This window comes from Streptococcus sp. 11273D007BT, assembly GCF_053547195.1.
This window is the reverse complement of the sequence record NZ_JBPWPE010000001.1, coordinates 257603-283731: the sequence shown is the minus strand read 5'-3', so window position 1 is coordinate 283731 and position 26129 is coordinate 257603. Positions and strand designations below refer to the sequence as shown.

22 protein-coding genes are annotated in these 26129 nt (G+C 38.5%); 4 read left to right on the top strand and 18 right to left on the bottom strand.

Annotated features, from left to right (window positions below; all coding sequences use genetic code 11):
- Positions 1–494 precede the first annotated feature (494 nt).
- Entirely contained in the window at positions 495–3266 is a 2772-nt protein-coding gene (locus ACEE75_RS01630; RefSeq protein ID WP_447575301.1) for an FtsX-like permease family protein, read from the bottom strand.
- A 12-nt stretch (positions 3267–3278) separates the two neighbouring features.
- Complete coding sequence (locus ACEE75_RS01625) at positions 3279–3980, bottom strand: ABC transporter ATP-binding protein (protein WP_447575300.1); 702 nt, start codon at positions 3978–3980, stop codon at positions 3279–3281.
- A gap of 119 nt (positions 3981–4099) precedes the next feature.
- On the opposite strand from ACEE75_RS01625, the gene ACEE75_RS01620 reads away from it, so the two are divergent.
- Positions 4100–4642 (top strand): TetR/AcrR family transcriptional regulator, encoded by a 543-nt coding sequence (locus tag ACEE75_RS01620; RefSeq protein WP_447575299.1) that lies wholly within the window; start codon positions 4100–4102, stop codon positions 4640–4642.
- A gap of 131 nt (positions 4643–4773) precedes the next feature.
- Here ACEE75_RS01620 and ACEE75_RS01615 read toward each other — a convergent pair whose 3' ends face one another.
- From ACEE75_RS01615 to ACEE75_RS01595, 5 genes are all read right to left on the bottom strand, one after another.
- Positions 4774–5586: a hypothetical protein gene (locus ACEE75_RS01615; RefSeq protein ID WP_449173556.1), complete on the bottom strand. Its 813-nt coding sequence runs from the start codon at positions 5584–5586 to the stop codon at positions 4774–4776.
- A gap of 183 nt (positions 5587–5769) precedes the next feature.
- Positions 5770–7626 carry a proline--tRNA ligase gene (locus tag ACEE75_RS01610; protein WP_447575297.1) on the bottom strand — a complete coding sequence of 619 codons (1857 nt, stop codon included), beginning with the start codon at positions 7624–7626 and terminating at the stop codon, positions 5770–5772.
- A 28-nt stretch (positions 7627–7654) separates the two neighbouring features.
- Positions 7655–8914: an RIP metalloprotease RseP gene (rseP, locus tag ACEE75_RS01605; RefSeq protein ID WP_447575296.1), complete on the bottom strand. Its 1260-nt coding sequence runs from the start codon at positions 8912–8914 to the stop codon at positions 7655–7657.
- Positions 8915–8925: 11 nt separating this feature from the next.
- Complete coding sequence (locus ACEE75_RS01600) at positions 8926–9720, bottom strand: phosphatidate cytidylyltransferase (protein ID WP_447575295.1); 795 nt, start codon at positions 9718–9720, stop codon at positions 8926–8928.
- A 13-nt stretch (positions 9721–9733) separates the two neighbouring features.
- A complete protein-coding gene (locus ACEE75_RS01595) occupies positions 9734–10483 on the bottom strand; it encodes an isoprenyl transferase (RefSeq protein ID WP_447575294.1) in 750 nt (249 codons plus the stop codon).
- A gap of 131 nt (positions 10484–10614) precedes the next feature.
- Here ACEE75_RS01595 and ACEE75_RS01590 point away from each other — a divergent pair, with 131 nt between their 5' ends.
- Positions 10615–11502, top strand: coding sequence for a hypothetical protein (locus ACEE75_RS01590; RefSeq protein WP_427894842.1), 888 nt, complete (start codon positions 10615–10617; stop codon positions 11500–11502).
- Between the two features lie 14 nt (positions 11503–11516).
- Here ACEE75_RS01590 and yajC read toward each other — a convergent pair whose 3' ends face one another.
- From yajC to ACEE75_RS01565, 5 genes are all read right to left on the bottom strand, one after another.
- Positions 11517–11840, bottom strand: coding sequence for a preprotein translocase subunit YajC (gene yajC, locus ACEE75_RS01585; RefSeq protein WP_354367524.1), 324 nt, complete (start codon positions 11838–11840; stop codon positions 11517–11519).
- 79 nt (positions 11841–11919) lie between these two features.
- Positions 11920–12264, bottom strand: coding sequence for a thioredoxin domain-containing protein (locus tag ACEE75_RS01580; RefSeq protein WP_427894840.1), 345 nt, complete (start codon positions 12262–12264; stop codon positions 11920–11922).
- A gap of 132 nt (positions 12265–12396) precedes the next feature.
- Positions 12397–13398 carry a UDP-glucose 4-epimerase GalE gene (galE, locus tag ACEE75_RS01575; RefSeq protein ID WP_447575293.1) on the bottom strand — a complete coding sequence of 334 codons (1002 nt, stop codon included), beginning with the start codon at positions 13396–13398 and terminating at the stop codon, positions 12397–12399.
- A gap of 14 nt (positions 13399–13412) precedes the next feature.
- Positions 13413–14891, bottom strand: a complete 1479-nt coding sequence (gene galT, locus ACEE75_RS01570) for a UDP-glucose--hexose-1-phosphate uridylyltransferase (RefSeq protein WP_427894838.1) — start codon at positions 14889–14891, stop codon at positions 13413–13415.
- 12 nt (positions 14892–14903) lie between these two features.
- The gene (locus ACEE75_RS01565) at positions 14904–16070 is read right to left on the bottom strand and encodes a galactokinase (RefSeq protein WP_427894836.1); all 1167 of its coding nucleotides are present in this window, start codon (positions 16068–16070) and stop codon (positions 14904–14906) included.
- Positions 16071–16238: 168 nt separating this feature from the next.
- Here ACEE75_RS01565 and ACEE75_RS01560 point away from each other — a divergent pair, with 168 nt between their 5' ends.
- Complete coding sequence (locus tag ACEE75_RS01560) at positions 16239–17234, top strand: LacI family DNA-binding transcriptional regulator (protein ID WP_427894834.1); 996 nt, start codon at positions 16239–16241, stop codon at positions 17232–17234.
- A 146-nt stretch (positions 17235–17380) separates the two neighbouring features.
- Here ACEE75_RS01560 and ACEE75_RS01555 read toward each other — a convergent pair whose 3' ends face one another.
- Genes ACEE75_RS01555 through ACEE75_RS01530 form a run of 6 tightly spaced genes read right to left on the bottom strand, consistent with a single transcriptional unit; the run spans position 17381 to position 25187 of the window.
- The gene (locus tag ACEE75_RS01555) at positions 17381–18520 is read right to left on the bottom strand and encodes an ABC transporter ATP-binding protein (RefSeq protein WP_427897458.1); all 1140 of its coding nucleotides are present in this window, start codon (positions 18518–18520) and stop codon (positions 17381–17383) included.
- Positions 18521–18532: 12 nt separating this feature from the next.
- On the bottom strand, positions 18533–19981 hold the full coding sequence (gtfA, locus tag ACEE75_RS01550) for a sucrose phosphorylase (protein ID WP_427895047.1): 1449 nt from the start codon (positions 19979–19981) through the stop codon (positions 18533–18535).
- A 40-nt stretch (positions 19982–20021) separates the two neighbouring features.
- Entirely contained in the window at positions 20022–20855 is an 834-nt protein-coding gene (locus ACEE75_RS01545; protein WP_427895045.1) for a carbohydrate ABC transporter permease, read from the bottom strand.
- Positions 20856–20870: 15 nt separating this feature from the next.
- Entirely contained in the window at positions 20871–21737 is an 867-nt protein-coding gene (locus ACEE75_RS01540) for a carbohydrate ABC transporter permease (RefSeq protein ID WP_427895043.1), read from the bottom strand.
- Positions 21738–21746: 9 nt separating this feature from the next.
- Complete coding sequence (locus tag ACEE75_RS01535; RefSeq protein WP_354367504.1) at positions 21747–23009, bottom strand: extracellular solute-binding protein; 1263 nt, start codon at positions 23007–23009, stop codon at positions 21747–21749.
- 15 nt (positions 23010–23024) lie between these two features.
- Positions 23025–25187 carry an alpha-galactosidase gene (locus ACEE75_RS01530; RefSeq protein ID WP_447575274.1) on the bottom strand — a complete coding sequence of 721 codons (2163 nt, stop codon included), beginning with the start codon at positions 25185–25187 and terminating at the stop codon, positions 23025–23027.
- A 111-nt stretch (positions 25188–25298) separates the two neighbouring features.
- Here ACEE75_RS01530 and ACEE75_RS01525 point away from each other — a divergent pair, with 111 nt between their 5' ends.
- Complete coding sequence (locus tag ACEE75_RS01525; protein ID WP_354367500.1) at positions 25299–26108, top strand: AraC family transcriptional regulator; 810 nt, start codon at positions 25299–25301, stop codon at positions 26106–26108.
- Positions 26109–26129: the final 21 nt, after the last annotated feature.

Here is a 26129-nt window from a genome sequence, read left to right as displayed (position 1 = left end):
CTGAGCAACTTATACTATAAACATCCTAAAACTTTTCTTTTTCATAAATCTCCTTGATCAGGTAGGGCTTTCAGCTCCTGCCTGATCTTTTTTTACTTACCGCTAGATGACAAAAACACTAGTAAGCAAAAAAACTTCCCTCACAAATGTAAGGGAAGTTAGGAGATTTATGAAAAAGAAAAGTTTTAGGATGACTATAGTATAGCCATAGGAACTTAAAACAAGCTTAAAAAATCGAAAAAAGATTTGGTAGCTTTAATTGAACTGTGAGCGGAAGACTGTGAGAAAATGATAGATCTTCCTTGGACTGAAATGTCCTGTGTCAAATCTCCTATTTCTTCTTGCTCTATCAGTATCTTATAATTGAACTCGCCCTAAAATCCTTGTGAAAATGATGCTCGCTCTTGTGTCATGCGACACGGCGGTTGAGCCCTATTTTCATACGGATTTTTTACGGGCTTAGTATCTTGGTTTAACGCAAAAGTATCTTATTTTTACTCTACACTTTTTAGGGCTTCGAGCATGTCGATTTTTTTGAGCCATTGGTTGACAATGATGCCTAAAATGATGAGAATCAAGATAACAACACCAGCTGGTACAGCATAGATAAGCCAACCGACTGCGGGGTTAAACATGACCGTATCTGGTGGGATAATGAGAAGCATATAGCTGTGTAAGGCATACCCCATACCAAAGCCTACTAAAATCCCGATTAAGGAAAGGTACATGGTTTCACGATAGATATACATGGTCACTTCCTTATCATAAAAACCAAGTACTTTAATGGTGGATAACTCACGGATGCGCTCTGCTACATTGACATTAGTCAGGTTATAAAGAATGACAACTGCAAGTAAGACAGAGGTAATGATCATAATATACATAACACGGTTAAGAGAATCCACAATGGTGTTAACTTGCTCTTTAAGAGTGGTATTTTGAACAACACCTTTAACGGCTGCAAGGTCCATAAAATCTGTGGCAACAGCATTGGTGTTTTTAGTAGAGTCATCTTTTAGCATCAGCAGATCAGCGTTGTAGTCAACAGATGTGCCAAAGGCTTTTTCATAATAGTCTTGACTCATAAAGATAAAGTGACTCATGTACATCTCTGCAATACCTGAAATCTTAAGTTTGATACTTTTTCCATCAGCATTCTTAACAGTGAGGGTATCCCCTACTTTAACACCTGTCAAATCAGCTAATTTTTCTGAAATCACCACACCATCTTGGTCTAAATGCAAAGCCTTGCCATCTGTACGATTCACCAAATTGATGTATTTTCTAAATGTCGCATCATCTTTCCCATCTGTGACAAGGGTGGTGATGCTTTGTTCATCATTATTGTCTCCTGCGACTTTTGTTAGGGTTTCATAATGAACAGATAAGTGGCTCTTGACATCATCTGAGTTTAACAGTTGATTCAAGTCCTTTTCTTGACTACTACTTAAATGATTATTTTCAGCCACGATCATATCATACTTGATGATGTCATTAAACTGACGATTATTAAGGTCAGCAATAGAAGATCGGACACCCAATCCTGCAAATAAGAGGGCAATGGAGCCACAAACGCCAAAAATGGTCATCAACATCCGTTGTTTATAACGGAAAATATTTCTAGCGGTCACCTTTTGTGTAAAGCTCATACGAGACCAGATCGGTGTGATGCGCTCCATCAAGATTTTTGAGCCAGATGCTGGTGGTTTAGGGAGAAGAAGCTGGGCTGGCTTTTCAGCCAACTCTTTACGCGCTACCAGTAAAGCTGGCACCACGCTACTCAGTAAACCAAGTAGGATAGCTAGTAAGGTTTTTACTGGGTAAAAATGAAGCTCAATCGGAGCGACAACCAACTTAGAGGCGTAGGTACTGTAGATGATACTTGGTAAAAGCAAGTGCCCAGCCAATATTCCGATGGCTGTTCCGATCATACTGGTCACAAAACCATAGAGAACAAACTTCCGAACAATAGAGCGGTTATCGTAGCCTAGAGCTTTGAGTGTTCCTGCTTTTAGGCGCTCCTCATCTACAAAGCGCGCCATCGTTGTAAAGGTAACAAGCGCCGCAATGAAATAAAGCACAACAGGGAAGATATTGCCGACTGCATCAATCACTGAGGCGTTATTTTCATAAGAAACATAGCCTTCTGATCCTGGGATTTCTCGGCGTGTATAGGTTTCATAGGTTGGTTGTTCAAGATTATCTAGGCTATCTTGCGCCTCCTCTAGAGCAGCTTCTTTTTCAGCTAGCTCTTTATCAGCCTGGGCTTTTTTGCTGTGATAAGCCTTGGTTTTTTCTGCTAGACTCTCTTTGGCGGCTTGAAGTTGGCTTTCTTGCTCTGCCACGGCAGCTGCACCATAAACAGCCTTGGCAGCATTTAATTGGTTTTCTTGCTCAGTGATTTGCGCTTGCGCCTGATTGAGTTGCGCCTTTGCATCACTGAGTTCTTTTTTAGTAGCTGTGATTTTAGCATACCCTTCATCAATGGTTTTTTGCCCCTCTTCTTTAAGCTCTGCTAAACGAACACTCGGTTGGTTTTCCAAAAGTTTAGTGACAGCTTTTTTATCTTCATAGACTTGATCGATGTAGATTTGCTCATAAGGGCTAATGCTTCGTAAATCATCATAAGCAACCCGTGCTATCATATAAACATCTGAATCAAAGCTTGTATCAGTCACCACACCGTAACCATTTAGCTCACCACTACCTGCTGTCGTTTGTCCAAGATTAACACGAGACAACAACTCTGAGGAGTTGACAAAACCAACAATTTTATAACTGTGATCTTTTAGGACCTTTTCCCCATTTTGACCCGCTTTTTCTGTAAAGTCAATGGTATCTCCTATCTTATAATCATCTTGATAGGCTGCAGAAAGGGCGATTTCACCACGTTTTATTGGTAATTTTCCCTCAACTAAGTCATAGGTCGATAAGGTTTCTGGTTTTGAAAAAAGGCGAAATGCACTCGTGCTATCTTTAACCACAACATCTTTGAAATAGCCATACTCAACCGTCGCTTCATCATCTAAACCATCCAAAATTTTAGTGTCTGAGCTATCCAAACCATAATTATTAATAACAAAAAGATCTGCTGTTTGGTGTTCTCTAAAAAAGTCCTCTCCAGTTGTTCTAATATCTGGTCCTGATACTTTAAGCCCAATCAAAGCAAAAGAGCCTAAAGCCATTAAGGAAACTATGGATAACACACGACCTTTTGAAGTTGAGAAGGATTGTCTAAGATCCTTCCAATACGTTTTTCCAACCACTTGACGACCTCCTTAATACTCTAAGTCTTCAATCTTTTGAGGATTAGGATTGATATCAATACTTTGCACACGCGCATCATGCATCCGAATGACACGATCTGCAATCGGTGCCAAAGCTCCATTATGGGTAACAATAATAACGGTTGACCCTTTAACACGTGCCATGTCTTGTAAGATTTTTAACACTTGTTTACCTGTCTTATAATCTAAGGCACCCGTCGGCTCATCACACAAAAGGATTTTAGGATTTTTAGCAACTGCTCGTGCAATCGCTACCCTTTGTTGCTCCCCACCAGATAATTGCGCTGGAAAGTTATTAATCCTCTGACCCAGACCAACATCTTCTAAAGTTGCTGTTGCATCCCGTGCGTCTTTGACAATCTCAGATGCCAACTCAACATTTTCCTTAGCTGTCAGATTAGATACCAAGTTATAAAATTGAAACACAAAGCCCACATCTTCTCGGCGATAGGTTGTTAACTGCTTGGCATTATAATTAGAAATATCTACCCCATCAATGATGACATTTCCCTCATCGTTTGTGTCCATTCCACCTAAAATATTGAGAACCGTTGACTTACCAGCTCCTGAAGAACCCAAGATAATCACTAGCTCTCCTTTTTCTATGTCAAAATTAATATCGTTATTGGCAATGATTTCTGTCTCACCCATCTGATAACGTTTATAAGAATGTTTTACTTCAATGTAAGCCATGATAATCTCCTTTGTTTTATATCAACAACATGTTGATTTAATTACTGAAATAGTATATAATGACGAGAAAGAAAAAGCAACCATCACTTTTGAACAAAGTGTTGATTTAAGAGGTTCCTATGCAAAAAAGACAAACACAAACCAAAACTATCATCAAAGACAGCCTGGCTAGCTTATTGTTAGAAGAAAAGTTTGAAGATATCTCTGTCAGTAAACTCACCAGAAAAGCTGGCATCAACCGAGGTACCTTTTACCTTCACTACATTGATAAATATGACATGATGGATCAGCTCAAAGCAGAGACACTGGCTCAACTGACTCAGATATTAGAAGATACAGACCTTAATCCCAAAGCAACCATAAAAGCGGCGCTAGATTACCTCAAAAATGACTTTACCTTTATCTATGCCATTTCAAAAAGTAGTTTTACAGACTTTTCTCAGACTATCACCATCTTTTTAAAAAATATGATTAAAAACTCCCCAATGGTCGTTTCAGACTTAGCCAATAGCTACCATATCCCAGAGAAATATGCCCTTGAAATGCTGGTAGCTAGTATAGAGAGTATCATCACCCTCTGGATAGCTGACGGTGCTACAGAAAGCACCGAAGAAATGACGGAGATTATTTTTAATGTCTCATATTTTGACAAATGGTGTTGATGGCGCTTTCATCACTTTTATTGTAACACAGTTGCAAGATTTCCCATCAAAAAAGCCTCTTTAACAGAGAGAACAGACAAAAGGCTAGGTAAGACATCTCTGATGTCTTACCTAGCCTTTTTGCATTACTATTACTGCTCTTTCTCACGATAAAAAACAGCTTGGTTGGCAACCGTGACAATCCTATCACGACTAGCATCTGAAGATGAGTAGGCTATTCCTCTTGGGATAAAATAAAGGGCTTCTATACTCAATCTGTTTTCAGCTACCACAAAACCTGTCGCTCTTCCTTTGACAGCATCGTTAACCGCAAAAGACTCTGGAATAAGGACATGGTCCCCAAGGAAGATCTGGTTTCCTATTAGGTCTGAAAGATGATCTGTAGCCGATTGATGATCAATTGTAAGAAGACCAGCTGCACTAAATTCTAACTGATGCCCATCTTTAGACTCCCACTGTCCTTTGATAGAGGAAAAATCACCTTTTACCATATCATCTACTGCCATGCTCACCAAATCAGAAACATCAAAAGCTGTCCATTGCCCTTGTCTTGTGTCATCATTAGATAAGTGAATCAGATCAGCAGGTAATTTTTTCAAACCGTAAAAGGCAACGGTATAAGCAGCTAACACTTCGACCTCATCTGAACCATCATGAAAGGCAATAATCAACTCATCAATACCGTCCCCTTCTAAATCCATATATTGATAAGAAGGATTGCGACTGGGAGATTGTAGCACTTTCAGATTCACATCACCTGTTGTGGCTTTTAAAGGCAGACCTGTGGCGTATTCCTCAATAGCAGATTGATAATTGTTCAGCACCACTTGATAAAGTGATTTATAATCTACCGTGCTGGCATAGTACTTTTTTAGAAAAGGAAAAAGAACTAAAGAGAAAAGCATCATAGCCACTAAAAGTATTATGACCTTTAATCTAGCCATCAAACAAGCTTTTAGACTCTCCCTATTATCCCAAGACACTCCCGTAAACATACCCTCTCCCAAGTTCAATGTATTTTTACTATTATACCTTATTTCAAATGAGTTTCCAAAAGTTTTTTAATAAAAAAGTGAGAACAACCGTTAACATACGATTTGTTCTCACTTTTTAAAATCCATTTATGACTAGGCTTTAGCCGTCAAAATTTCTAGTGTTTCAATCAAGTTTTCAGCATTAACCTCAATGGTATCACCAGTCGCTTTAATCTTGACTTCAACAATACCTTCGGATGCTTTTTTCCCGATAGTGACACGAATTGGAAGACCAATCAGATCACTATCTGAGAATTTAGAGCCGACACGTTCGTTGCGGTCATCTGTCAACACCTCATATTTAGCAGCCATCAGGTCTTTTTCAATACGAGCGGTCAATTCTTGAGCAGCCTCATCTTTGACATTAACAGTAATCAAGTGAACATCAAACGGTGCCAATTCTTCAGGGAAATTAATTCCCCAAGCATAACGGAAATCACCTTTTGGTGTTTTATTAACAAAGATACGAGCGTGTTGCTCTAAGACCGCTGACAAGATACGGCTAACACCGATACCATAACATCCCATAACCATAGGAGTTGCCTTGCCATTTTCATCAAGGATCGTAGCCCCCATACTATCTGAGTAACGTGTCCCTAGTTTGAAGATATGACCAACTTCGATACCACGCGCAAACTTCAAGACACCTTGACCATCTGGTGAAAGTTCTCCTTCACGAACTTCACGAATATCGACATATTCTGCTGTAAAGTCACGTCCTGGGTTAACTCCTGTCAAATGGAAACCATCTTCGTTAGCTCCTGTTACAGCATTGCGACTATCCTGTACCTTACGGTCAGCGATAATTTTAACTGTATCTGGTAAGTTAACAGGACCAAGTGAGCCAAAGCTTGCCCCAAAGATAGTTTGTGCTTCTGCTTCTGTTGCTGGCTCTAAGAAATCTGCTCCAAGGTAGTTTTTCAACTTCACATCATTGACTTGGTCATTGCCCACTAAAAGTGCAACAACTGGTTGACCATCTGCCATAAAGAGAAGAGTTTTGATGGTTTGTGTTTCCTCAACTTCCAAGAAAGCTGCAACATCATCAATAGACTTACAATCTGGTGTGGCAACTTTGACAACTTCTTCTTCTGCCACAACCACTGTACTTGGCTTATAGAGATCTGTCGCCATCTCAAGATTGGCAGCATAGTTAGATTCGCTAGAGTAAGCAATGGTATCCTCACCAGCAACTAACCATGATGTTAGCTCTGCTTTAATCTCTTCTAAAACATCTGTCGGGATCTCATCAATAGAGCTAATCGCTTTATCAAGTACCAACCAGTGATCAAGGTCTGTACGATCAGCTGTAATCGCCATAAACTCTTGGCTATCTTTTCCGCCCATAGCACCACCATCACCGATGATTCCTTTAAACTCTAAGCCTGTGCGTGTAAAGATAGCTTCATAAGCCTTTCTATAGTCCTCATAGGTCGCATCCAAACTGTCATAGTTAGGGTGGAAACTATAGGCATCTTTCATGATGAACTCACGTGTACGGAGCAGACCATAACGTGGACGTTTTTCATCGCGGTATTTTGGCTGAATTTGATAAAGGCTAAGTGGTAATTGCTTATAAGATTTCACCGCATCACGCACAAGAGCGGTAAAAGTCTCTTCGTGGGTTGGACCCAAGATAAAGTCAGACTTGTCTCGGTTTTTTAATTTGTAAAGGTCCTCGCCATAAGTTTCATAGCGTCCTGATTCGCGCCAAAGGTCAGCGGTTAAAAGAGCTGGTGCTAACATCTCGATAGCTCCAATTTTTTCAAACTCTTCTCGCATGATATTTTTTGCTTTTTCAATCACTCGATTAGCAAGTGGAAGATAAGCATAAATCCCTGCTGAAATCTGGCGAACATAGCCCGCACGCACCATCAAGGCATGGCTGATAACTTGGGCATCACTTGGCATTTCGCGAAGTGTTGGAATAAGCATTTGACTTTGTTTCATTGTTTTATTAAATCTCCATTTCACTTTTTTAGAAAAAGGCACGCACAATATCGTTCCATGTCACAGCAACCATCAACAAGACCATAAAAACAACTCCTGCCAAGGTAATATAGGTTTCGGTTTCTTGTTTAAGAGGTTTTTTACGAATGGCTTCTAAGATATTCATCACTAGCTTTCCACCATCAAGGGCTGGAATGGGAAAGAGGTTAAAAATTCCCAAGTTAATGGACAAAAGCCCCATCAAATTCAAAACAGCTATCAATCCTGACTGGGCTGCACTGCTTGTCATCTGATACATGGCAACTGGCCCACCTAATTTGTTAAGATCTGGTTGTAAAATTAAATTTTTAAAAGCATCTAGGATGAGGAAGGCGCGATCCCAAGCTAGCGTTATCCCACCAACGATTTTCTCAAAAAATCCTGTTTTCAGACCTGGTGAGACACCTAAGAGATAGCGATCGCCTGATTTTTTAGGAGCAACTTCTATTTCCTTATCCGTATTGTCAGACTTCACCGTTAAATGAAGCACTTGATCAGACTTCATATTTTTTGTCGTCTCATCTACAGCTGACACGAGATCCTCCCAGTTACTAATTTTAATCCCCTCGATAGCTAATATCTGGTCATTATTTTTAAGACCTGCTTGAGCAAGAGCCCCATTTTCAACCACTTGGACATGGTTTGTGGTCACATCTTGAACCCCACCTTGAGCAAACATCAAAAGGATATAAACCAAAACCCCTAAAATGAAATTATTTAAAGGACCTGCAAAGTTAGTAATCATCCGTCCAAAAACACTAGCATTTTGATATTGAACATCTAAAGGAGCGATACGGACCTCTGTCCCATCCTCTTCAATAATAGTGGCATCATGATCAACCTGATAGGTCTTTGTTTCTTCTAAGACCAAACCTGTGATAGTCAGTTTATCCTCTAAATCATAAGAGATGACATTCATCGGAAGAGCAGTTGGATCAATTTGCTTTCCTGATAGGTTAATCCGCGTGACCAAGCCATCTGGATTAACCGTCAAGCTTGCGGGTGTTCCTGTCTTAATCTCCGTTTTGTCCTCACCCCATCCAGCCATACGGACATAACCACCTAAAGGCAAGATGCGAATGGTATAAGCTGTGCCATCTTTTCCAATATGGGCAAAGATTTTTGGTCCCATACCGACGGCAAATTCACGCACCAGAATCCCTGATTTTTTGGCAAAATAGAAGTGACCAAACTCATGGACGACTACAATAATACCAAAAACTAATATGAAAGTTAAAATCCCTAACATCAACTGCCTCCTTAAAATAAACCAAAGAAGTGCATAATCGGAAAGACAAAAATCATACTATCAAAACGATCTAAAATTCCACCATGACCTGGGATAAGATTTCCAGAATCCTTCACACCATAGTGACGTTTAATCGCACTTTCAACTAAATCACCAAATTGGGCAAATACTGAAAATAAGGCTACTAAAATTAACATCACAAAAAAGTTATGAGGGGCGTAAACACTCTTATCAACCAACATAAACACAAAAGAGACCAAAACAGCGCTGGCTATCCCTCCAAGACTACCTTCAACTGTCTTGTTAGGAGATACCCTTGGCAATAATTTTCGACGGCCAATTTGTCGCCCAATCATATAAGCTCCTGTATCTGTCGCCCAGACGATGAATAGAGCCAACAGTACCTTATCTAGTCCTGAGATGCGAGCTAGGGCGAGATTATGAAATCCGATACCAATATAAAAGCTCGATGCAATCGCAAAAGTAGCATCATCAAAAGAATACTCTCTGCTATTTAAAACCGTTCCTGCCAAAATCAGAAAAACGACCAAAGCATAACTGATAAAACTACTGTCTGTAGGAAGGAAGGTCAGGTATTGATCCATCGGAATGGTCATCACAATCGCTGCCAACATGGCTAAAATTCCTTCAAATGAAAAGGGCTCTAACTGCTTCATCCTTAACATTTCAAATACACCAATAGCAGCTAAAGCTCCTAATAGTAATTGGAAAGAAAGTCCACCAATAAAAACAAATGGCAGGAAAATAGCCAAAGCTATTCCTCCATAAATCACTCTTTGTTGCATGATATCTCCTTAATTAAACCCCACCAAAGCGACGATGGCGTTGATTGAAATCTGAAATAGCTTTTTCTAACTCCTCTGCGTTAAAATCTGGCCACAAAACATCTGTAAAGTAAAACTCACTATAAGCAGTTTGCCAAGGTAAAAAATTACTAAGGCGAAGCTCACCGCTAGTACGAATCACCAAGTCTGGATCACGATAAAGATAAGGCAAATGATTGGTCATCAAATAATTAGCCACCAAGTCCTCATCAATATCTCCAGGATTAAAACGCGCCTCTAAAACATCTTGTGCAATCAACTTAATCGCACTGGTGATCTCAGCTCGACCACCATAATTCAAAGCAAAGTTTAACACTAAACCTGAGTTATGTTTGGTTTTTTCAATGGCACGCTCTAAAGCCGATAGGGTTTCTTTGGGTAAGCGATTAAGCTCACCAATCATTTGGACACGAACATTATTGCGATGGAGTTCTGGGACATATTTATCAAAAAATTCCACAGGAAGATTCATAATAAACTTGACCTCATCTTCTGGGCGAGACCAGTTTTCTGTCGAAAAGGCATAAACCGTTAAGACCTTAACACCTAACTCTGAAGCTTTAATGGTCACATTTTGAAGAGCATCCATACCTGCCTTATGCCCAAACACACGAGGCTGCATCCGCTTTTTAGCCCACCGACCATTACCATCCATAATAATCCCAATATGATGTGGAATGTGTTCTAAATTGAGTATTTTCTTTTTTCTTTTAAAATTAAACATAATCGTGATATCCTAAAATTGTGCTATTGGTATTTTACCATAATTTAGGCGGTTTTGATAATTTTTCTAATGTGATCCCTGAGAAGACTTTCTCTCTTTCTTTTGATAAAATAAAACAAAAAGGAGATGTCATGACAACCTTTGGAATTATCGGATCAAGTCAAACCGCCTTACTACTTTGCCTTGAAATGCAAAAAATGGGGATTTGGGTTAATTGTTTAACACGGCACCAAAATTCTAGGATTTATCAGGTAGCCGATAGTCGTTATCAGGCACGTGATATTCAATCTATTATTAACTTTGCTATGGATAGTGATAAGGTTTTTATTGTGGATAGGGAGTTACAAGTGGGTATATTAAAAGAGTTGGAAAACCTTACTCAGTTTGTTCAAAATTTAGACCTCTACCATTACCTATCTCAAACCGATACGATTAACCTCAAACTCAATAGTATCTCAGATATTATCACCAAAGGAAATAAAATCCAAAAAGACTTACATATCTTATTTTTAGCAGATATTAAGAGTCAAATTTTAGCCATTAGTCAAAATAGCTACCAGCACCAAGAACTCAAAGAAAGTTTGGTGTCCCCTCCAATCAGCCATACCCTTTATCAAAAGTTGGAGACAAAATTAGCTCACCTAAGCAACCTACTCAACCTGCATGAAGTGATCAGTATTCGAGCGCTTATTTTTGAAGGCGAGGAGGTTATCTTCCAACAGATAACACAAGGTGTCCACCAAAGCTTTGAACCAAGTTACCTTGCTTGGCAAACTAACATTTATCATCTCATGATCAAGCAGGCACTCGATTATCCTATGGATCTCCATCTTAAAAAAGAAAAAAATTACTATGCGACTTGGCTGGATCACACTGAATTAAGCAAGCTCAAAAAACAAATTCCCTATTTCCCTGAATTTCAACTGTATGCTCCCTACCGAGCAACATCAGGCTACCTCGTTTTAAGCGAGCCTTATCTTAGTGATAAACTACAAAAACTCAAAAAACTCATGGACTAGCCATGAGTTTTTACTTATTCTTGAATGGCAGCATCATCTGCTTCAACTTCGCTAGTGACAGCACTTTCTGCAGTGTCACTCGTTTTTTTGACAACGCGTTTAATAGCTGACAATTCAAAGGTCAAATAAACACCTTCAACATCCAAGACAACCTTCTGCGCTTCTTGATCAATCTCATCAATCAAGGCATACATACCACCAATCGTCACTACCTCATCCCCTTTAACGAGGGCATTAAGTTGATTTTGACGCTCTGTTGCCTGTTTTTTTTGTTGGCGTGAGGTGAAATACATCATCCCTACCATCATGACTAAAATAATAATTAAGCTAAAGTTCATCTTATCCTCCAAAATACTAAAGTCATAAACTACTATAGCAAAATTACAGGCTTTGAGCAAGAAGAAGCTCGGTTTCTGATTAGTTGATGAAGGCTGTAATAGCTTCCTCAGATAGTGAGGAATCGCAAACAACTTTAACCTGACCAGCTTTTGCAACTAAAAGCCCTGGAACAGTTTTCACACCATAGGCATCACGCAAGGCCTGTGTTTCCACTAAATCAGCTGGATTTTGACTATGTAAAAAATAAACCTTGACACCCTTTTCTTTGGCCACACGAGATAACTTAGGCGCAAAACGTTGGCAATAAGGACAGGTTTCACGTCCAATAAAGACCACCACATCTTGCTGAGTCGCCAACAGGTCTTTGAGATCCTTGGCTAAAATCGGGGTAAAATCTTGAATCGCTTCTTGAAATGTAAACATCTGCTTTCTCCTTTTTTTATGATAAGTCTATCATATAGAAAATTCTATTAAAGCACAAAAATTTTTAACGAAAATCAAAAAAATTGTGACAAGGCATTAGCTGTCCTTATCACAATTGTCATATGATTATTCTTAGTCTCGGTCATCATAGCCATTTGGATGACTTGAATGCCATGCCCAAGCTGTCTCAATGATTTTCTCAATATCATCAAATTGTGGCTTCCAGCCCAAAACCTCACGTGCCTTAGCTGAGCTTGCAATCAAGGTATCTGGGTCTCCTGGACGACGATCAGCCAGTTCTGCTGGGATTTCTTTTCCAGTTACTCGACGTGCAGCCTCTAGGATTTCAAGGTTTGAAAAACCAGTCGATGATCCTAGGTTAAAGGCTGACGATGGATTTCCTTTACGGAGATAATCCACTGCCAATAGATGAGCATCTGCCAAGTCAAAAGGATGCACATAATCACGCACATTAGTACCATCTGGCGTCTGATAATCATCACCAAAAATCATGATCTTATCACGTTTGCCTTGCGCCACCTGTAAAATAATAGGCAATAAGTGAGTTTCAGGACCGTGATCTTCTCCGATAGAGCCATCTGGTTTTGCACCTGCCACATTAAAGTAACGCAAAGCAACAAAACTGATACCGTAAGCTTCATCTGACCACTTCATGATGGTTTCCATCATGAGCTTACTTTCCCCATAAGGATTGATGGGACGTTGTGGTGTTGTCTCCAAGATAGGAATTTCTTCTGGAATGCCGTAAGTTGCTGCTGTTGATGAAAAGACAATGTGCTTCACTTCAAACTCACGCATCACTTCAAGGAGATTGACCATCCCTGATGTATTATTCTCAAAGTATTTTAGGGGTTCAATCATAGACTCTGCTACAAGAGAGTAGGCTGCAAAGTGGATCACCGCATCTACTTTTGGATTTTCCTTGAAGACCTGACGCATAAAGTCCTTATCTGCCAAGTCACCCTCATAAAACTTAGCCTCAGGGTGAAGGGCTGCACGGTGGCCTGTGACCAAATTATCCACTACCACCACGTCTTCTTGACCTTGTTCAATCAAGCGGTCAACCATGTGAGAGCCAATATAACCTGCCCCACCTAAAATCAAAACTGCCATATCTTCTCCTTTTTCTATCTACGGAATATTGCACCCATCTGTTTGAGCAAACGGACAAAACCTGCCTGTCCCTCAGCATCCATCTTGTAAACACCTGCATCCTCTAAGACACGCAAGAAACGATAACCGATTTCTTGTTTGACAATAGCAGACACCGTAGCTACATCACAAGTTGGGTACTTCGCTTTTAAGCTATCTGCCCAATCCTTATGATAATCTTTAATAGCATTATACTCATCTAAGAGATATTTTTCAACCTCAAGCATCTCATCTTTTAGTCGTGGTGGCAAAATAGCCAAGCCCATCACTTCAATCAAGCCGATATTTTCTTTTTTAATGTGCTGAACATCCTGATGAGGATGAAACACACCATCTGGATAAGATTCACTGGTGTGATTGTCCCTTAAAACCAGATCAAGCTCATAAAGGTTTCCTTTTTTTCGTGCAATCGGGGTGATGGTGTGATGCGGCTGATCTCCTGTATAAGCTAAAATATCTAAAGACAAATCAGAATAATCTTTCCAAACTGCCATGACCTTTTCAGCTAAAGTACAAAGAGTCGTCTTATCAGAAGCTTGTAAACGGATCACAGACATAGGCCAGTTGAGAATACCTGCCCTAACCTCACTATAACCTTCAAAAGTAAACTCTTGTAGTAGCTCTGCTTTTTCCATCGGAAAAATATGACGACCTGCTTGATAGTGGTTGTGGCTTAGGATAGACCCTCCAACAATCGGTAAATCCGCATTGCTACCAACAAAATAGCCTGGGAAAATATCTACCAAGTCCAACAACTGAGAAAAAGTCTCTGGAGTAATCACCATTGGTCTATGTCTGGTATCTAATACAATACTATGCTCTGTAAAGTAGGCATAGGGAGAGTATTGAAAGCCCCATTCTTCGCCATTCAAGTCGAGACGAATCAAGCGATGGTTAGCTCTTGCAGGATGATCTATCCGACCTTGATAACCTTCATTTTCTACGCATAAGAGACAAGTTGGGTAGCTAGAGCTGGTCATGGTTTTTGCTTTTGCGATATCTTTGGGATCTTTTTCGGGTTTAGAAAGATTGATAGTGATTTCTAGATCCCCAAAATCTGTTGGAACTTTATAGGCAATATTTTTAGCAATAGCTTCTTGCTTAATGACATCATTGTCTTGACTCAATTGATAAAAATCTAGTATGGCTTGTTCTGGTGAACTTTGATAGGTAGACCAGAAGTTCTGGTTAACTTGGCTAGGAATTGGGGTAATGAAGTTCATCAACTCCGCCCCCAACATCTCTTTTTCTGCTCCACTATCTTCAATCTTACCATTTTGAATAGCCTGATCAACCAGTGCCTCTTTTAACTCCAATAAGCTCTTTTCTGAGGTTGATTCCAAGCTAGTTTCTCCTACTAGATGAAAGAGACGATTGACAAGATACACCCGATCCATCTCTTGATACTGGCTTCTTTTGATAATTTCTGTGACAAAGTCTTGCACTACCGTCATCTTCTCTTCTCCTTATTCTAAACGCTTAGCACCTGAAGCAATTTCTGCCAGATAAAAACTTGGCGCATAACCCACGACCTCAGTATAAGTTTTTCCTAGTTGCTCTTTAAAATCTTCAACTGCTTCCTTAGCTACAATAGCAATGGCACAACCACCAAAACCAGCACCAGTCATCCGAGCCCCTAAGACCCCTTTTTGTTCCCAAGCAGTATGAACAAGGGTGTCAAGCTCAAGTCCTGTCACTTCATAGTCATGCTCTAAAGAAACGTGTGAGGCATTCATCAAGCGACCAAACTGTTCTAAATCCCCTTTTTCTAGCGCTGCTCTAGCTTTTAAGGTTCGTTGATTTTCTAAGACGGCATGGCGAGCCCTTTTCAGACGATTGCTGTCTTTAATTAAATAAGCATATTGATCAAAGCTTGCTTCGTCCAATTCTCCCAAACTTTTAATGGCTAGCTTACGATTAAGCTCCTCTACAGCTTTTTCACATTCCAAACGACGCTCATTATATTTTGAATCTGCCAATTCACGACGTTTATTGGTATTCATAATAACAATCACATAAGATCCTAAATCAAGTGGAACCAAATCATAATCTAGCGTATTGGTATCTAGATAGATAGCACGCTGGTCTGCTCCCATCCCAATGGCAAACTGGTCCATGATTCCTGAATTTACGCCAATAAAATCGTTCTCTGTCTTTTTCCCAATTTTAACTAAATCAAGGCGCTCTAACTTGAGTGCAAATAAATGCTCTAGCATAATCCCTATTAACAGCTCCAAAGAAGCTGAAGAGGATAAGCCTGAGCCATTTGGAATATTACCATAAACATAAACATCCATCCCAGACGAAATCTGATGCCCTGCTTCTTGCAAGAACTTGATAACCCCTTTGGGATAATTGGTCCAGGAGTCTTTTTTATCAAAGACCAAGTGGTTAAGATCCACCTCAATGATGCCTTCTTTTTCAAAATTACCAGAATAAAAGCGTAATTTTTGATCTAGACGTTTTTTGGCAGCCCCATAAGTCCCTAAACTAATAGCTGCTGGAAAAACATGTCCACCATTATAGTCTGTATGCTCACCAATAAGATTAATTCGACCGGGTGAAAAGAAGCAAGCATCGGGCTGATAGCCAAAAACTTCCTCAAATTTAGTCTTTAATTCTTCTGTTTTCATAAGCGACCTCCTTTTTTGAAAACCCTTTCTTATTTACCTTCATTATATTACAAATACGTAAACGCGTCAATCGTTTTTAGTAAAATTTTACTAAAAAATTTTACTCATTTTAGAAGATATTGTTCAAATATGATATAATAAAGAAAAAATAGTAGAAACGAGGTTATGATGGCAACTCTAAAAGATATTGCTCAGTTAGCTCAGGTCTCTAGTGCGACAGTGTCACGGGTCCTCAATCAAGACCAAACTCTCTCGGTTAGTCCTGAAACCAAAGAAAAGATCCTCAGCATTGCTAGAGACTTAGGATATAGCAAACAAAGGAAAACAACATCAAGACAGAAAAAACGTTCACTAGCTATCGTTCAGTGGTACACTCAAGATGAGGAACTTGATGACCTCTACTACTACTCGATCCGTATCGGTTTAGAAAGACGTGCCCAAGAACTTAATTTCGAGATTTATCGATTTTTCCAAGATCAAAAATGGGACTTAGAGTTGAAAGTAGATGGTATTATTGCCATTGGAAAATTCAGTTTAGAACACATCAACCTCCTAGAGACTTGGTCTTCCCACATCGTTTTTATCGATAGTGACACCCTTGCTCTTGGGCACTCTTGTGTCACAACTGACTTTATTCATTCTGTAGAGGGAGTCATCGATCACTTCTTTAGCAAAAATTTGACAAAAATCGGTATGATTGCCGGAGAGGAAAAATCTAGCGATCATAGAACACCCCTACTAGACCCTCGCTTCCAAGCTTTTCAAAACTATCTTAATAAAAAGCAATCTTATCAGCCACAGTATATCTTTATTGGGGATTTTTCTAGTCAAGCAGGCTATGATTTAATGAAAAAAGCAATTAATGACTTGAAAGATAATCTCCCTGGTGCTTTTTTCATCGCTAACGACAGCCTTGCTTTAGGTGCCTTAAAAGCTTTACAAGAAGCTAAGATACCTGTCCCTGAACGTGTTAGTTTAATTTCTTTTAACGACACTACGATTACACGTCAAGTCTTCCCCAGCTTATCTAGTGTCACTGTCTTCACAGAAGAAATGGGGAAAAAAGCAGTTGAACTGCTCTATGACGAGCTAAAATCTTCTCCTTTAGTCCCACAACTAATTAGATTAGGAACTAAACTGACATTACGTGATAGTAGTAAATAAACAAAATAGCCATTCAAAGCCTCTACGTAAAAAACGCATGGAATCATTTATTAAGAATGATTCCATGCGTTTTTTAGTAGGAAGATTTATATCTTCTCAATCTCTTTAGGATGAATAGGAGATTAATGTCATCCCTTCTCTGATCATTAGTAAAGAATATTTCTATCTGTTTCCCTGTCAAAAAAGTGAGCCTTGTTTAAATCAAAACCAAAGACCAACTCTTGATTAGGAGCAATATAATCACGCGCATTAACTTTAGCGACAAATTCAGTTTGTCCAACCGTACAATAAAGGTGCGATTCAGCTCCCAGTAGCTCTGACAAACCAACTGTTGCCGATACAACTGCTTTTGGAAAGGCTTCTAAAAAAGCAGGTTCCAAATGTAAATCCTCCGCTCTAATCCCCAAAGTTATCTTCTTACCATCATAACCTTTTTCTTTCAAGACTTTAAGACAACCTTCTGGAACCTCTAGTTCAAAGTCATTACCTTTACCTATAACCTTTTCACCTTTTAAAGTTACCTCAAAGAAATTCATAGCTGGGCTTCCAATAAAGCCTGCAACAAATTTACTAACAGGTTTATTATAGAGTTCTTGCGGTGTTCCAATTTGCTCAATACGACCGATAGAGCCTGATTTATCTGGGTTTTTAGTGGCACTCATGATGACAATACGGTCTGCCAAAGTCATTGCTTCTGTTTGGTCATGTGTCACGTAGATGGTTGTCGCTCCAATACGACGGTGAATCTTGGCGATCTCTGCACGCATAGAGACACGCAATTTGGCATCCAAGTTAGACAATGGCTCATCCATCAAGAAAACTTTCGCATCACGAACAATGGCACGCCCCATGGCAACACGTTGGCGTTGTCCACCAGATAGATCTGCTGGCTTACGTTGTAAAAATTCTGTCAAACCAAGAATTTCAGCTGCCTCTTTGACACGCTTATCAATTTCATCTTTGGAGTACTTACGTAGTTTTAGGCCAAATGCCATATTTTCATAAACACTCATGTGTGGATAGAGGGCATAGTTTTGGAAGACCATAGCGATATCACGATCTTTCGGCGCTTGGTCATTCATGAGTTTACCATCAATATAAAACTCACCTTCGGTAATGTCCTCAAGTCCTGCAATCATACGAAGAGTCGTTGATTTACCACAACCAGATGGGCCAACAAAAACAATAAACTCTTTGTCTTTAATATCAAGATTGAAATCTTCAACAGAGTAATACGTTGCATTTGGATACTTTTTATTGATATGTTTTAAATTTAATTCAACCATAAAATGCTCTTTCTATTCTTCAAAGTATATGTCTTGTCCATTTTCAACCACACGATAAGTTAACTGTTTCAAGTTAATCTCTGCCTGTGCTTGACAAGTTTTCGCCTGATTACTTCGTTTAATCATAATAGTGTTATCGTCTATTTCTTCAATCTCAATATGTCCGTCTAAATCAAAAGCCTCTGACTGATTACGATAAGTAAATAGGTTTAATAAAGCCTTGACAATAGGACGTTGAACTTCACTTGCAATTTCCTCACTAGTGTAGTAATGACGATTGATATTACGTCCTTCTTTAGTTGATTCTAGTAAATCCAGATCATTTTTTCCTGCTAAAAATCCAACATAGTAAACTTGTGGAATCCCAGGAGCAAAAGCTTGAATTAGACGTGCCAAAAAGTATTTTTTATCATTGTCTCCTAGAGCAGAATAGTAGGTTGAGTTAATTTGATAAATATCCAAATTATTATATTCTGCTGAAGAATACTTTCTCTTCACATTAGCTCCAACCTTATAAAGCTCATTTGAAGCAAAATCAATTTCATCATCTGTCAGAATATCTTTAACATCTACTACACCTATGCCATCGTGAGTATCTAAGGTTGTAAACTGTTTCATTGGGCTCATCTTCAGCCACTTAGCCAGACGGTTAACCTTTCCACTATAGAGAGAGTAAAGCGTTACCATTGGGAGAGCAAAATCATAAACATAATAATCATGATCAGCAATCTTAAATTGAATGCTGTAATGTTCATGAATCTCTGGTAATAACTCCACACCTGATGCTGCTGCTATATCCCTAACTTTAGCGAGTAAATCCCAAATATCTGGTTCAACAAAGAAATCATTTGTATCTAATTTTTTGATTGCATAAGCAAAAGCATCCAAGCGAATTAAATCACAACCATTAGCAGCAAGGTGCTCAATTGTTTTCGTTATGAAATCCATCGTCACTGCTTTAGTCACATCTAAATCAATCTGTTCCTCACCAAATGTATTCCACAAGTATTCCTTACTACCGTCTGCAAAAATAATTTCTTGTTTAGGAGCGCGATCCTTACGTTTATATATTAAATCAACATCAGCTGCTGTTGGACGATTTTCAGGCCAAAACTTATCCCAGCGCAGGAAAAGATCTGCATATGGACTCTCATCTTTCTTCTCTTGGAAATCTTTATAATACTTCGATTGGCGTGAAATATGATTAATCATAAAATCAAACATTAGATAATATTTTTCACCTAATCGTTTCACATCTTCCCAATCTCCAAAAGCCTCATCAACCTCTTCATAATCTACTGGTGCAAAACCTCTGTCACCTGTTGATGGAAAGAATGGTAAAAGATGGACACCTCCAACTGCTTCACCAAAATAATTAACCAGATTAGCTTCTAATTCTCTCAAATTTTTTCCCAGACTATCTGAATAAGTAATTAGCATTGTTTTATTTTCAATTGCCATAATAACTCCTCTATCTTATCCTTATAAACAAATATTCATCTTATTTCACTGCACCATTACTCATCCCAGCAATAATATTTTTTTGGAAAATCAAGTAAACAATCGTAATCGTAATGATTCCAACAATATAAGAAGCAAAACTTGGGCCATAATCATTAAAATATTGACCTGTATAGTTGTATTGGAAAAGTGGCAGTGACCACATGTTTGAATCTTTATTTAAAATCAAAAGTGGCAACATAAAGTCATTCCAAAACCACAATGCATTGATAATCAATGTTGTTGCATGCATCGGTTTTAACATAGGATAAACAATTTTACTATAGGTTGTGAACTTATCTGCCCCATCAATTTCCGCTGCTTCATCCAAACTATCTGGAACACTCATCTTGATATAGCCGACATATAAAAACAAGGTCTGAGGTACAGCGTAGGTTAAATAAAGTAAAATCAATCCCCAGATATTGGCAATCCCAAGTTTATTCATCATCACGGTAATCGGAATCATAATAACTTGGAAAGGAACAAAAATCCCCAATATTAATAAACTATACATGATAGCATAAGCTTTATTTTTAGACATATTTCGTGCAATTGAATACGCTGCAGCAGGGATAAAGGCCATGACCGCTATAATTGAGATGACTGTAATTAGGGTTGAGTTTAAAAAATAATCCCCTATACCATCCGCTAATAGTCGATTATAGTTTTCAAAAGTGACTGGATTCGGTAAAGAAAAGAAGTTCTCTACAATATCTTTTGTTGTTTTAAAAGAACTAGAAACTGTCACTAAAAGAGGGATAAAAATTAAGATAGCACCAACTCCTAAAAGAGCATACTTCCAAAAGCGACTAAGCTGTTCTTCTTTTTTCATAAATAGTGACCTCCATCAAATTTCAAAACGCTTTGAGAGTCTAATTTGTAAAATTGAAATTAAACCAATAATCACAAATAAGACAAGGGCAATAGCATTGGCATAACCATATTGATTACTTTTAAAGGCATAATTATAGACTAATAATCCTAAAGAAGTCGTTGCATTATTTGGACCTCCTCCAGTAAGAGCAAAAATTTGGTCAAAAGCTGTCAACCCTGCTTTTAAAGCCATGATAAATACCATAGAAACACTTGGTAAAAGATAAGGTAACTCAATGCTCCAAAATCTTTGCCTACTATTTGCACCATCAATCTCTGCTGCTTCTACAATTTCAGAAGGAATACTTTGCAAACCTGATAAAAAGATAATAATAGGCATTGCAACACCTTGCCAAAGAAGAACGAAGATTACTGCTATCGTTGCCCCAACGTTAGTTCCCAAAAGACTTGTTTCTAAAAAGCTGATTCCTAAAGTTTTCCCTAAAGCTGGCAAACCATAGTTAAATACTTGTTTAAAAATCAAGGACACTGTCAAGCCTGACAACACTGCTGGAAAGAAGAACCACGCCCTAAAGAAAGTTTGACCTTTTAACTTTGTATTCAATGCTTTTGCAATTAAAATTCCTAAGCCAATTTCTCCAACAATTAAACTAACTGTCAAAACGAGTGTAAAGCTAATAGCTTGCATGAATTTAGTATCGGTTAATAAAATGGCATAGTTATTGAGACCAACAAAGTCAAAATTATAGGTTAAACCTGTCCAATTGGTCAAGCTATAAAAAGCCCCCTGAACCATAGGAAAATAAAAGAATATTACCTGTAAAATTAGAGGAACTGCTAAAAAAGTCCAACCCCAATATTTATTTAAAAACGTTCTCATTCCAACCTCCTAGTTGACATCTGATTTCATAGGATTAAAGAAAGCATTTAAATCATTTGCTAGAGCTTTACCATCACCTGTTGATAAATAGTTTGTAGTCAGAGTAAAAAAGTCATTTTCACTATTCCAATGTTGACCCAACCAAACCAAATGGCGATCTGTGAAAGCAAGACTTGTTAAACCACCTAGCTCAGAGTCTGCTCCTCTAGTAACAACACCTTTAACGGCAACAGGCCCCCCATCTACATCATAATATTTTTGCATGGCTTTTGCTGTAGTCATATAAGCTACAAACTTATTAGCTTCTTCCTTATAAGGGGTTTTAGAAGAAATAGATAGCGCCAGATCTCCTGCTCCAATTGTAAAACTTTCTCCTTTTTTCTCACCTGGAAAAGCAAAAGTTCCAATCTCAAAATCAGGTTTCTGTTCCTTGATACTTGGCAAGGCCCATGAACCATTAGGTGTTATTAGGGCTTCTCCTTTAGCAAAAGTCGCTAAGGCGTCCACATACCCTGCACCTTGCCAGTTTTTCTGCATTGCTCCTTTTTGTCGAAGAAGATCAATACGTTCCATATCTTCTTTTAAGACATCGTCTTTAGCAGAGATACTATTTGGTTTTGAAAAACGCAAATATTGGTTAGCTTCATCATCTCCACCAGTAATGGTTGCTAGCGATAGCTGATGGTACCCATTTAAAGTCCAACTCTCAGATCCCGCTATCGCAAACGGTGTTTGCCCATCCTTAATCATTTTAGCTACTAAAGCTTGGAAGTCTGCCCATGTTTCTGGCACATGGTATCCTAACTCTTTGAAAGCTGTCTTATTGTAATAAAAACCATAAGCATTAGCTGTCAAAGGGACATTGTATATTTTACCTTCTACAGCATATTTAGAGGCGTAATTATTAGCAATATGATCAAGATAATCTTTATTGGTTAAATCTTCAAAGTAACCTGCCTTAGCCCATTCTTGAAAATCAATATTTTGAGGGTAAAGACCAACAACATCTGGAATATCTCCTGCTAACATTCTAGTTTTTAGAACCTCACCAGGCGCAGGAACATCAACTACTTTGACATGAATTTTAGGATTTTCCTTTTCAAAATCTTTAATGATTTCTTTTATCGTAGCCGACATTTCTTTTTTCTGGTTAAAATACTCTATAGTCACTCGCCCATTATCTGATTTCGTCTTTTCTTGACTACAAGCACCTAGACTAATTACAGAAAATGCTAAGAGACCCAATCCTACTAGCTTATGAGACCATTTCATACTGGAATCCTTTCTTTATAGCGCTTGAAAATGTAATTGTTGACTGATATAATCCCCTTGCACAAGAGACATTGTCAGTCCTGCATACATCAACTCTGCTCCTGAGTAAACTTGTCCACTTCCAACCAATTGATAAAGTCTACCTTCCTCTAAATCTTTTAATTTTAGAGTTGTTTCCATTGTCTCAATCTGGGATTGAATGCGCACATAAGTCACAAGAACGTTATCTTGATAATTAAATTGTACAGCTACCTCATTACTTACTTCGTCTGGATTGATAAGACGATAGTGTTGTCCAAATTGAACAATCGGACGAAGTTGTTTATAATGACTCACCTGCGCTTTGATTAATTCTTTTTCTGATTGAGATAGGCTCGTCAAATCCAACTCATACCCAAGATTTCCCATCATAGCAACATGTCCTCTTGTATCTAGAGGTGTAGTTCTTCCCATTTGGTGATTTGGACTGGCTGACACATGGGCTCCCATAGAGATTGTCGGATAAAGATAGCTAGAGCCATATTGGATAGGAAGTCGAGCAATCGCATCAGTATTATCACTCGCCCAAACCTGAGGGAAGTAGCGCATCATTCCTAAGTCATTTCGTCCACCTCCGCCAGCGCAACTCTCAAATAAAACATGAGGATAACTTTCAGTCAAATAACTCACCAACTCATATAGCCCTAACATATAACGATGAGATTGCATCTGAGTTTCTAAATAATAGGAACCATTCCCAATATTAGTAATATTTCGGTTCATATCCCACTTGATGTAATCAATATCATGGTTTGCTAAAAGTGTATCAAATGTTGTCTTTAAATAGGCTACAACCTCTTTATTAGCTAAATTAAGTACAAGTTGATTTCGAGAATAGGTATGAGAACGATTAGGTACTTGTATACACCAGTCAGGATGCTGGCGGTAAAGATCACTATTTTCAGATATCATTTCTGGTTCTACCCACAGACCAAATTTTAACCCTTTCGCATGCACCTCATCAATGAGATTAGCCAAAGTTCCGCCTAATTTTTCTTCATTAACAACCCAATCTCCAAGTGAGCGATTATCATCAAAACGATTCCCAAACCAGCCATCATCTAAAACGAATAACTCTATTCCTAATTGTGCTGCATCATCAGCTAACTCGAGAAGCCTGTCTTTTGTAAAATCAAAATACGTAGCTTCCCAGTTATTAATTAAAACAGGTCGTTCCTGATGTGCATAGACCGGAGACATGATTTCGTCTCTAACAAAGACCTGACTCTCCTGACTTAGCTGTGTTAACCCCTGATTAGAATAAGTGATTAGAGCAAGCGGACTTGAAAAACTAGACTGTGGCTGAAGTTCCCAAGAAAAATTATCATCATTAATACCAATACCTAAACGGACTTCTCCAAGCTGATTCTCCTGAATAAAAGCTTGAAAATTTCCACTATACATCAATTGTAAAGCTAGAGCCTCTCCACTATCTTCTTGGCTCCCCTCTTGACACAAAATTAATGCAGGAGTTTGAGCGTGACCTGAGGCACCACGATTAGATGCAATCGAAAAAATCCCTTGACTAACTTTTTGACGACGGACTGTTTTTTCCCGTGCATAAGCGCCTTGAAACGTTAGCAACTCATAGTTTGATTTAGGTAAGTCTAGCATAGTGCTAAGTTGACGATGAATGACTACCTGATCTGACCCTACATTTTCTAAACGATTAAAGCTAGTGATCGTATCATAGTCTTCATAAGCTGTATAATAAAGGTAAAGACGAAGCTTGGTCACTACATCTTCCAATACTAACTCTAACGTTTCTGCCTTATCTGTGACATAAGGACTAGGAAGTCCCTCAACCTCTAAACTACCTGAAATAATCCGATCAGCCACTAACTTAAACTCTGTTACCGAATGATTGCCACACTCGACAACCAGTGAGGGCTTTCTAAAATCTCCTAGCCCATGTAAGCCAATCACCTGACGTTGTGTATCTAAACTAAAAGTACGGATATTGGGATCTGGATTTCCTGAAAAAGCATGATCGCGTTCATAAATACTATTGGAAAAATGATAACTTCCAATTTTTTTCCCAATATGCTTTAACAATAGGTAACCTTCTCGATTTTCTAAAATCATACTGAATTGTTTAGCTTCAATATAGTATAAATTCTCTTCTTTACGAATTCCCATATTTCTTCTCCTTTATTTCTTCTCTCATTTTACAACATGAAAGCGATAACAAAAATAGAATATTGTTAACTATATATGGTAAAATGTTAGGTAAGGAGGTTCTTTGCACTTATGTTTTCAGAATACCAAACCGGAACAATTGATCTAGCTGTTGACTTTTATGGCTATGAGGACTGTCCAAAAAACTATAGTTTTGGACCAGCTGTTAGGGAGCAGTTTGTTTTACACTATATCAGTAAAGGAAAAGGAAGTTTTCACTATGATAATCAGATTTATCACCTTAAAAAGGGAGATCTCTTTTTATTAAAACCCAACGAATCCACTTTTTATCAAGCAGATGCAAAACAACCTTGGTCTTATTATTGGATTGGGATTAGTGGCACCAAAGCAGAAGACTACTTCCGACTTTCTCAATTATATGAGACTGGTATTATCCAAAATTTAGATACTAGAACTATCGGAAAATTAATTATCCAAAGTATTTCTCAGACCCATGGATTAAAGTCTGACAATCACTTGCATCTCTTAGGACAACTTTACGAACTCCTACATCTTCTGGCCTTGTTGAATCCTACAACAAAACTTAAGCAAGAGAGTCCTACTCAAGAACTCTATCATCGCTCTAAACGTATCATCGAAACTCACTATACTATAGCTGACCTCAGCATTCAAGGGATTGCTGATGAACTAAACGTTAATCGCTCCTACCTCACAACTGTTTTTAAACATTTCAACTCCTCATCTCCAAAAGAATTTCTCCATCATGTTCGCATGGAAAGAGCTAAACAATTATTAGAAACCACATCTGTCCCTGTAAAAACTGTAGCTTTATCCGTTGGCTTTTCCGACCCTTTGTATTTTTCCAAAGCCTTCAAACAATTTTTTCAGTTAACGCCTACTCAAGTACGAGATAGAGCTTAATATTCTAAGAGTAAATTTTGA

What these genes read in the sequence shown, in the direction of transcription:
- ACEE75_RS01565 (WP_427894836.1), bottom strand. Translation starts at nt 16,070, where the DNA reads ATGAAAACAGAAGAATTAAAGACTAAATTTGAGGAAGTTTTTGGCTAT.
- yajC (WP_354367524.1), bottom strand. Translation starts at nt 11,840, where the DNA reads ATGAACTTTAGCTTAATTATTATTTTAGTCATGATGGTAGGGATGATG.
- ACEE75_RS01555 (WP_427897458.1), bottom strand. Translation starts at nt 18,520, where the DNA reads ATGGTTGAATTAAATTTAAAACATATCAATAAAAAGTATCCAAATGCA.
- ACEE75_RS01610 (WP_447575297.1), bottom strand. Translation starts at nt 7,626, where the DNA reads ATGAAACAAAGTCAAATGCTTATTCCAACACTTCGCGAAATGCCAAGT.
- ACEE75_RS01535 (WP_354367504.1), bottom strand. Translation starts at nt 23,009, where the DNA reads ATGAAATGGTCTCATAAGCTAGTAGGATTGGGTCTCTTAGCATTTTCT.
- ACEE75_RS01525 (WP_354367500.1), top strand. Translation starts at nt 25,299, where the DNA reads ATGTTTTCAGAATACCAAACCGGAACAATTGATCTAGCTGTTGACTTT.
- ACEE75_RS01540 (WP_427895043.1), bottom strand. Translation starts at nt 21,737, where the DNA reads ATGAGAACGTTTTTAAATAAATATTGGGGTTGGACTTTTTTAGCAGTT.
- gtfA (WP_427895047.1), bottom strand. Translation starts at nt 19,981, where the DNA reads ATGGCAATTGAAAATAAAACAATGCTAATTACTTATTCAGATAGTCTG.
- ACEE75_RS01590 (WP_427894842.1), top strand. Translation starts at nt 10,615, where the DNA reads ATGACAACCTTTGGAATTATCGGATCAAGTCAAACCGCCTTACTACTT.
- galE (WP_447575293.1), bottom strand. Translation starts at nt 13,398, where the DNA reads ATGGCAGTTTTGATTTTAGGTGGGGCAGGTTATATTGGCTCTCACATG.
- ACEE75_RS01580 (WP_427894840.1), bottom strand. Translation starts at nt 12,264, where the DNA reads ATGTTTACATTTCAAGAAGCGATTCAAGATTTTACCCCGATTTTAGCC.
- ACEE75_RS01600 (WP_447575295.1), bottom strand. Translation starts at nt 9,720, where the DNA reads ATGCAACAAAGAGTGATTTATGGAGGAATAGCTTTGGCTATTTTCCTG.
- ACEE75_RS01620 (WP_447575299.1), top strand. Translation starts at nt 4,100, where the DNA reads ATGCAAAAAAGACAAACACAAACCAAAACTATCATCAAAGACAGCCTG.
- ACEE75_RS01615 (WP_449173556.1), bottom strand. Translation starts at nt 5,586, where the DNA reads ATGGCTAGATTAAAGGTCATAATACTTTTAGTGGCTATGATGCTTTTC.
- ACEE75_RS01625 (WP_447575300.1), bottom strand. Translation starts at nt 3,980, where the DNA reads ATGGCTTACATTGAAGTAAAACATTCTTATAAACGTTATCAGATGGGT.
- galT (WP_427894838.1), bottom strand. Translation starts at nt 14,891, where the DNA reads ATGACGGTAGTGCAAGACTTTGTCACAGAAATTATCAAAAGAAGCCAG.
- ACEE75_RS01595 (WP_447575294.1), bottom strand. Translation starts at nt 10,483, where the DNA reads ATGTTTAATTTTAAAAGAAAAAAGAAAATACTCAATTTAGAACACATT.
- ACEE75_RS01530 (WP_447575274.1), bottom strand. Translation starts at nt 25,187, where the DNA reads ATGGGAATTCGTAAAGAAGAGAATTTATACTATATTGAAGCTAAACAA.
- ACEE75_RS01560 (WP_427894834.1), top strand. Translation starts at nt 16,239, where the DNA reads ATGGCAACTCTAAAAGATATTGCTCAGTTAGCTCAGGTCTCTAGTGCG.
- ACEE75_RS01545 (WP_427895045.1), bottom strand. Translation starts at nt 20,855, where the DNA reads ATGAAAAAAGAAGAACAGCTTAGTCGCTTTTGGAAGTATGCTCTTTTA.
- rseP (WP_447575296.1), bottom strand. Translation starts at nt 8,914, where the DNA reads ATGTTAGGGATTTTAACTTTCATATTAGTTTTTGGTATTATTGTAGTC.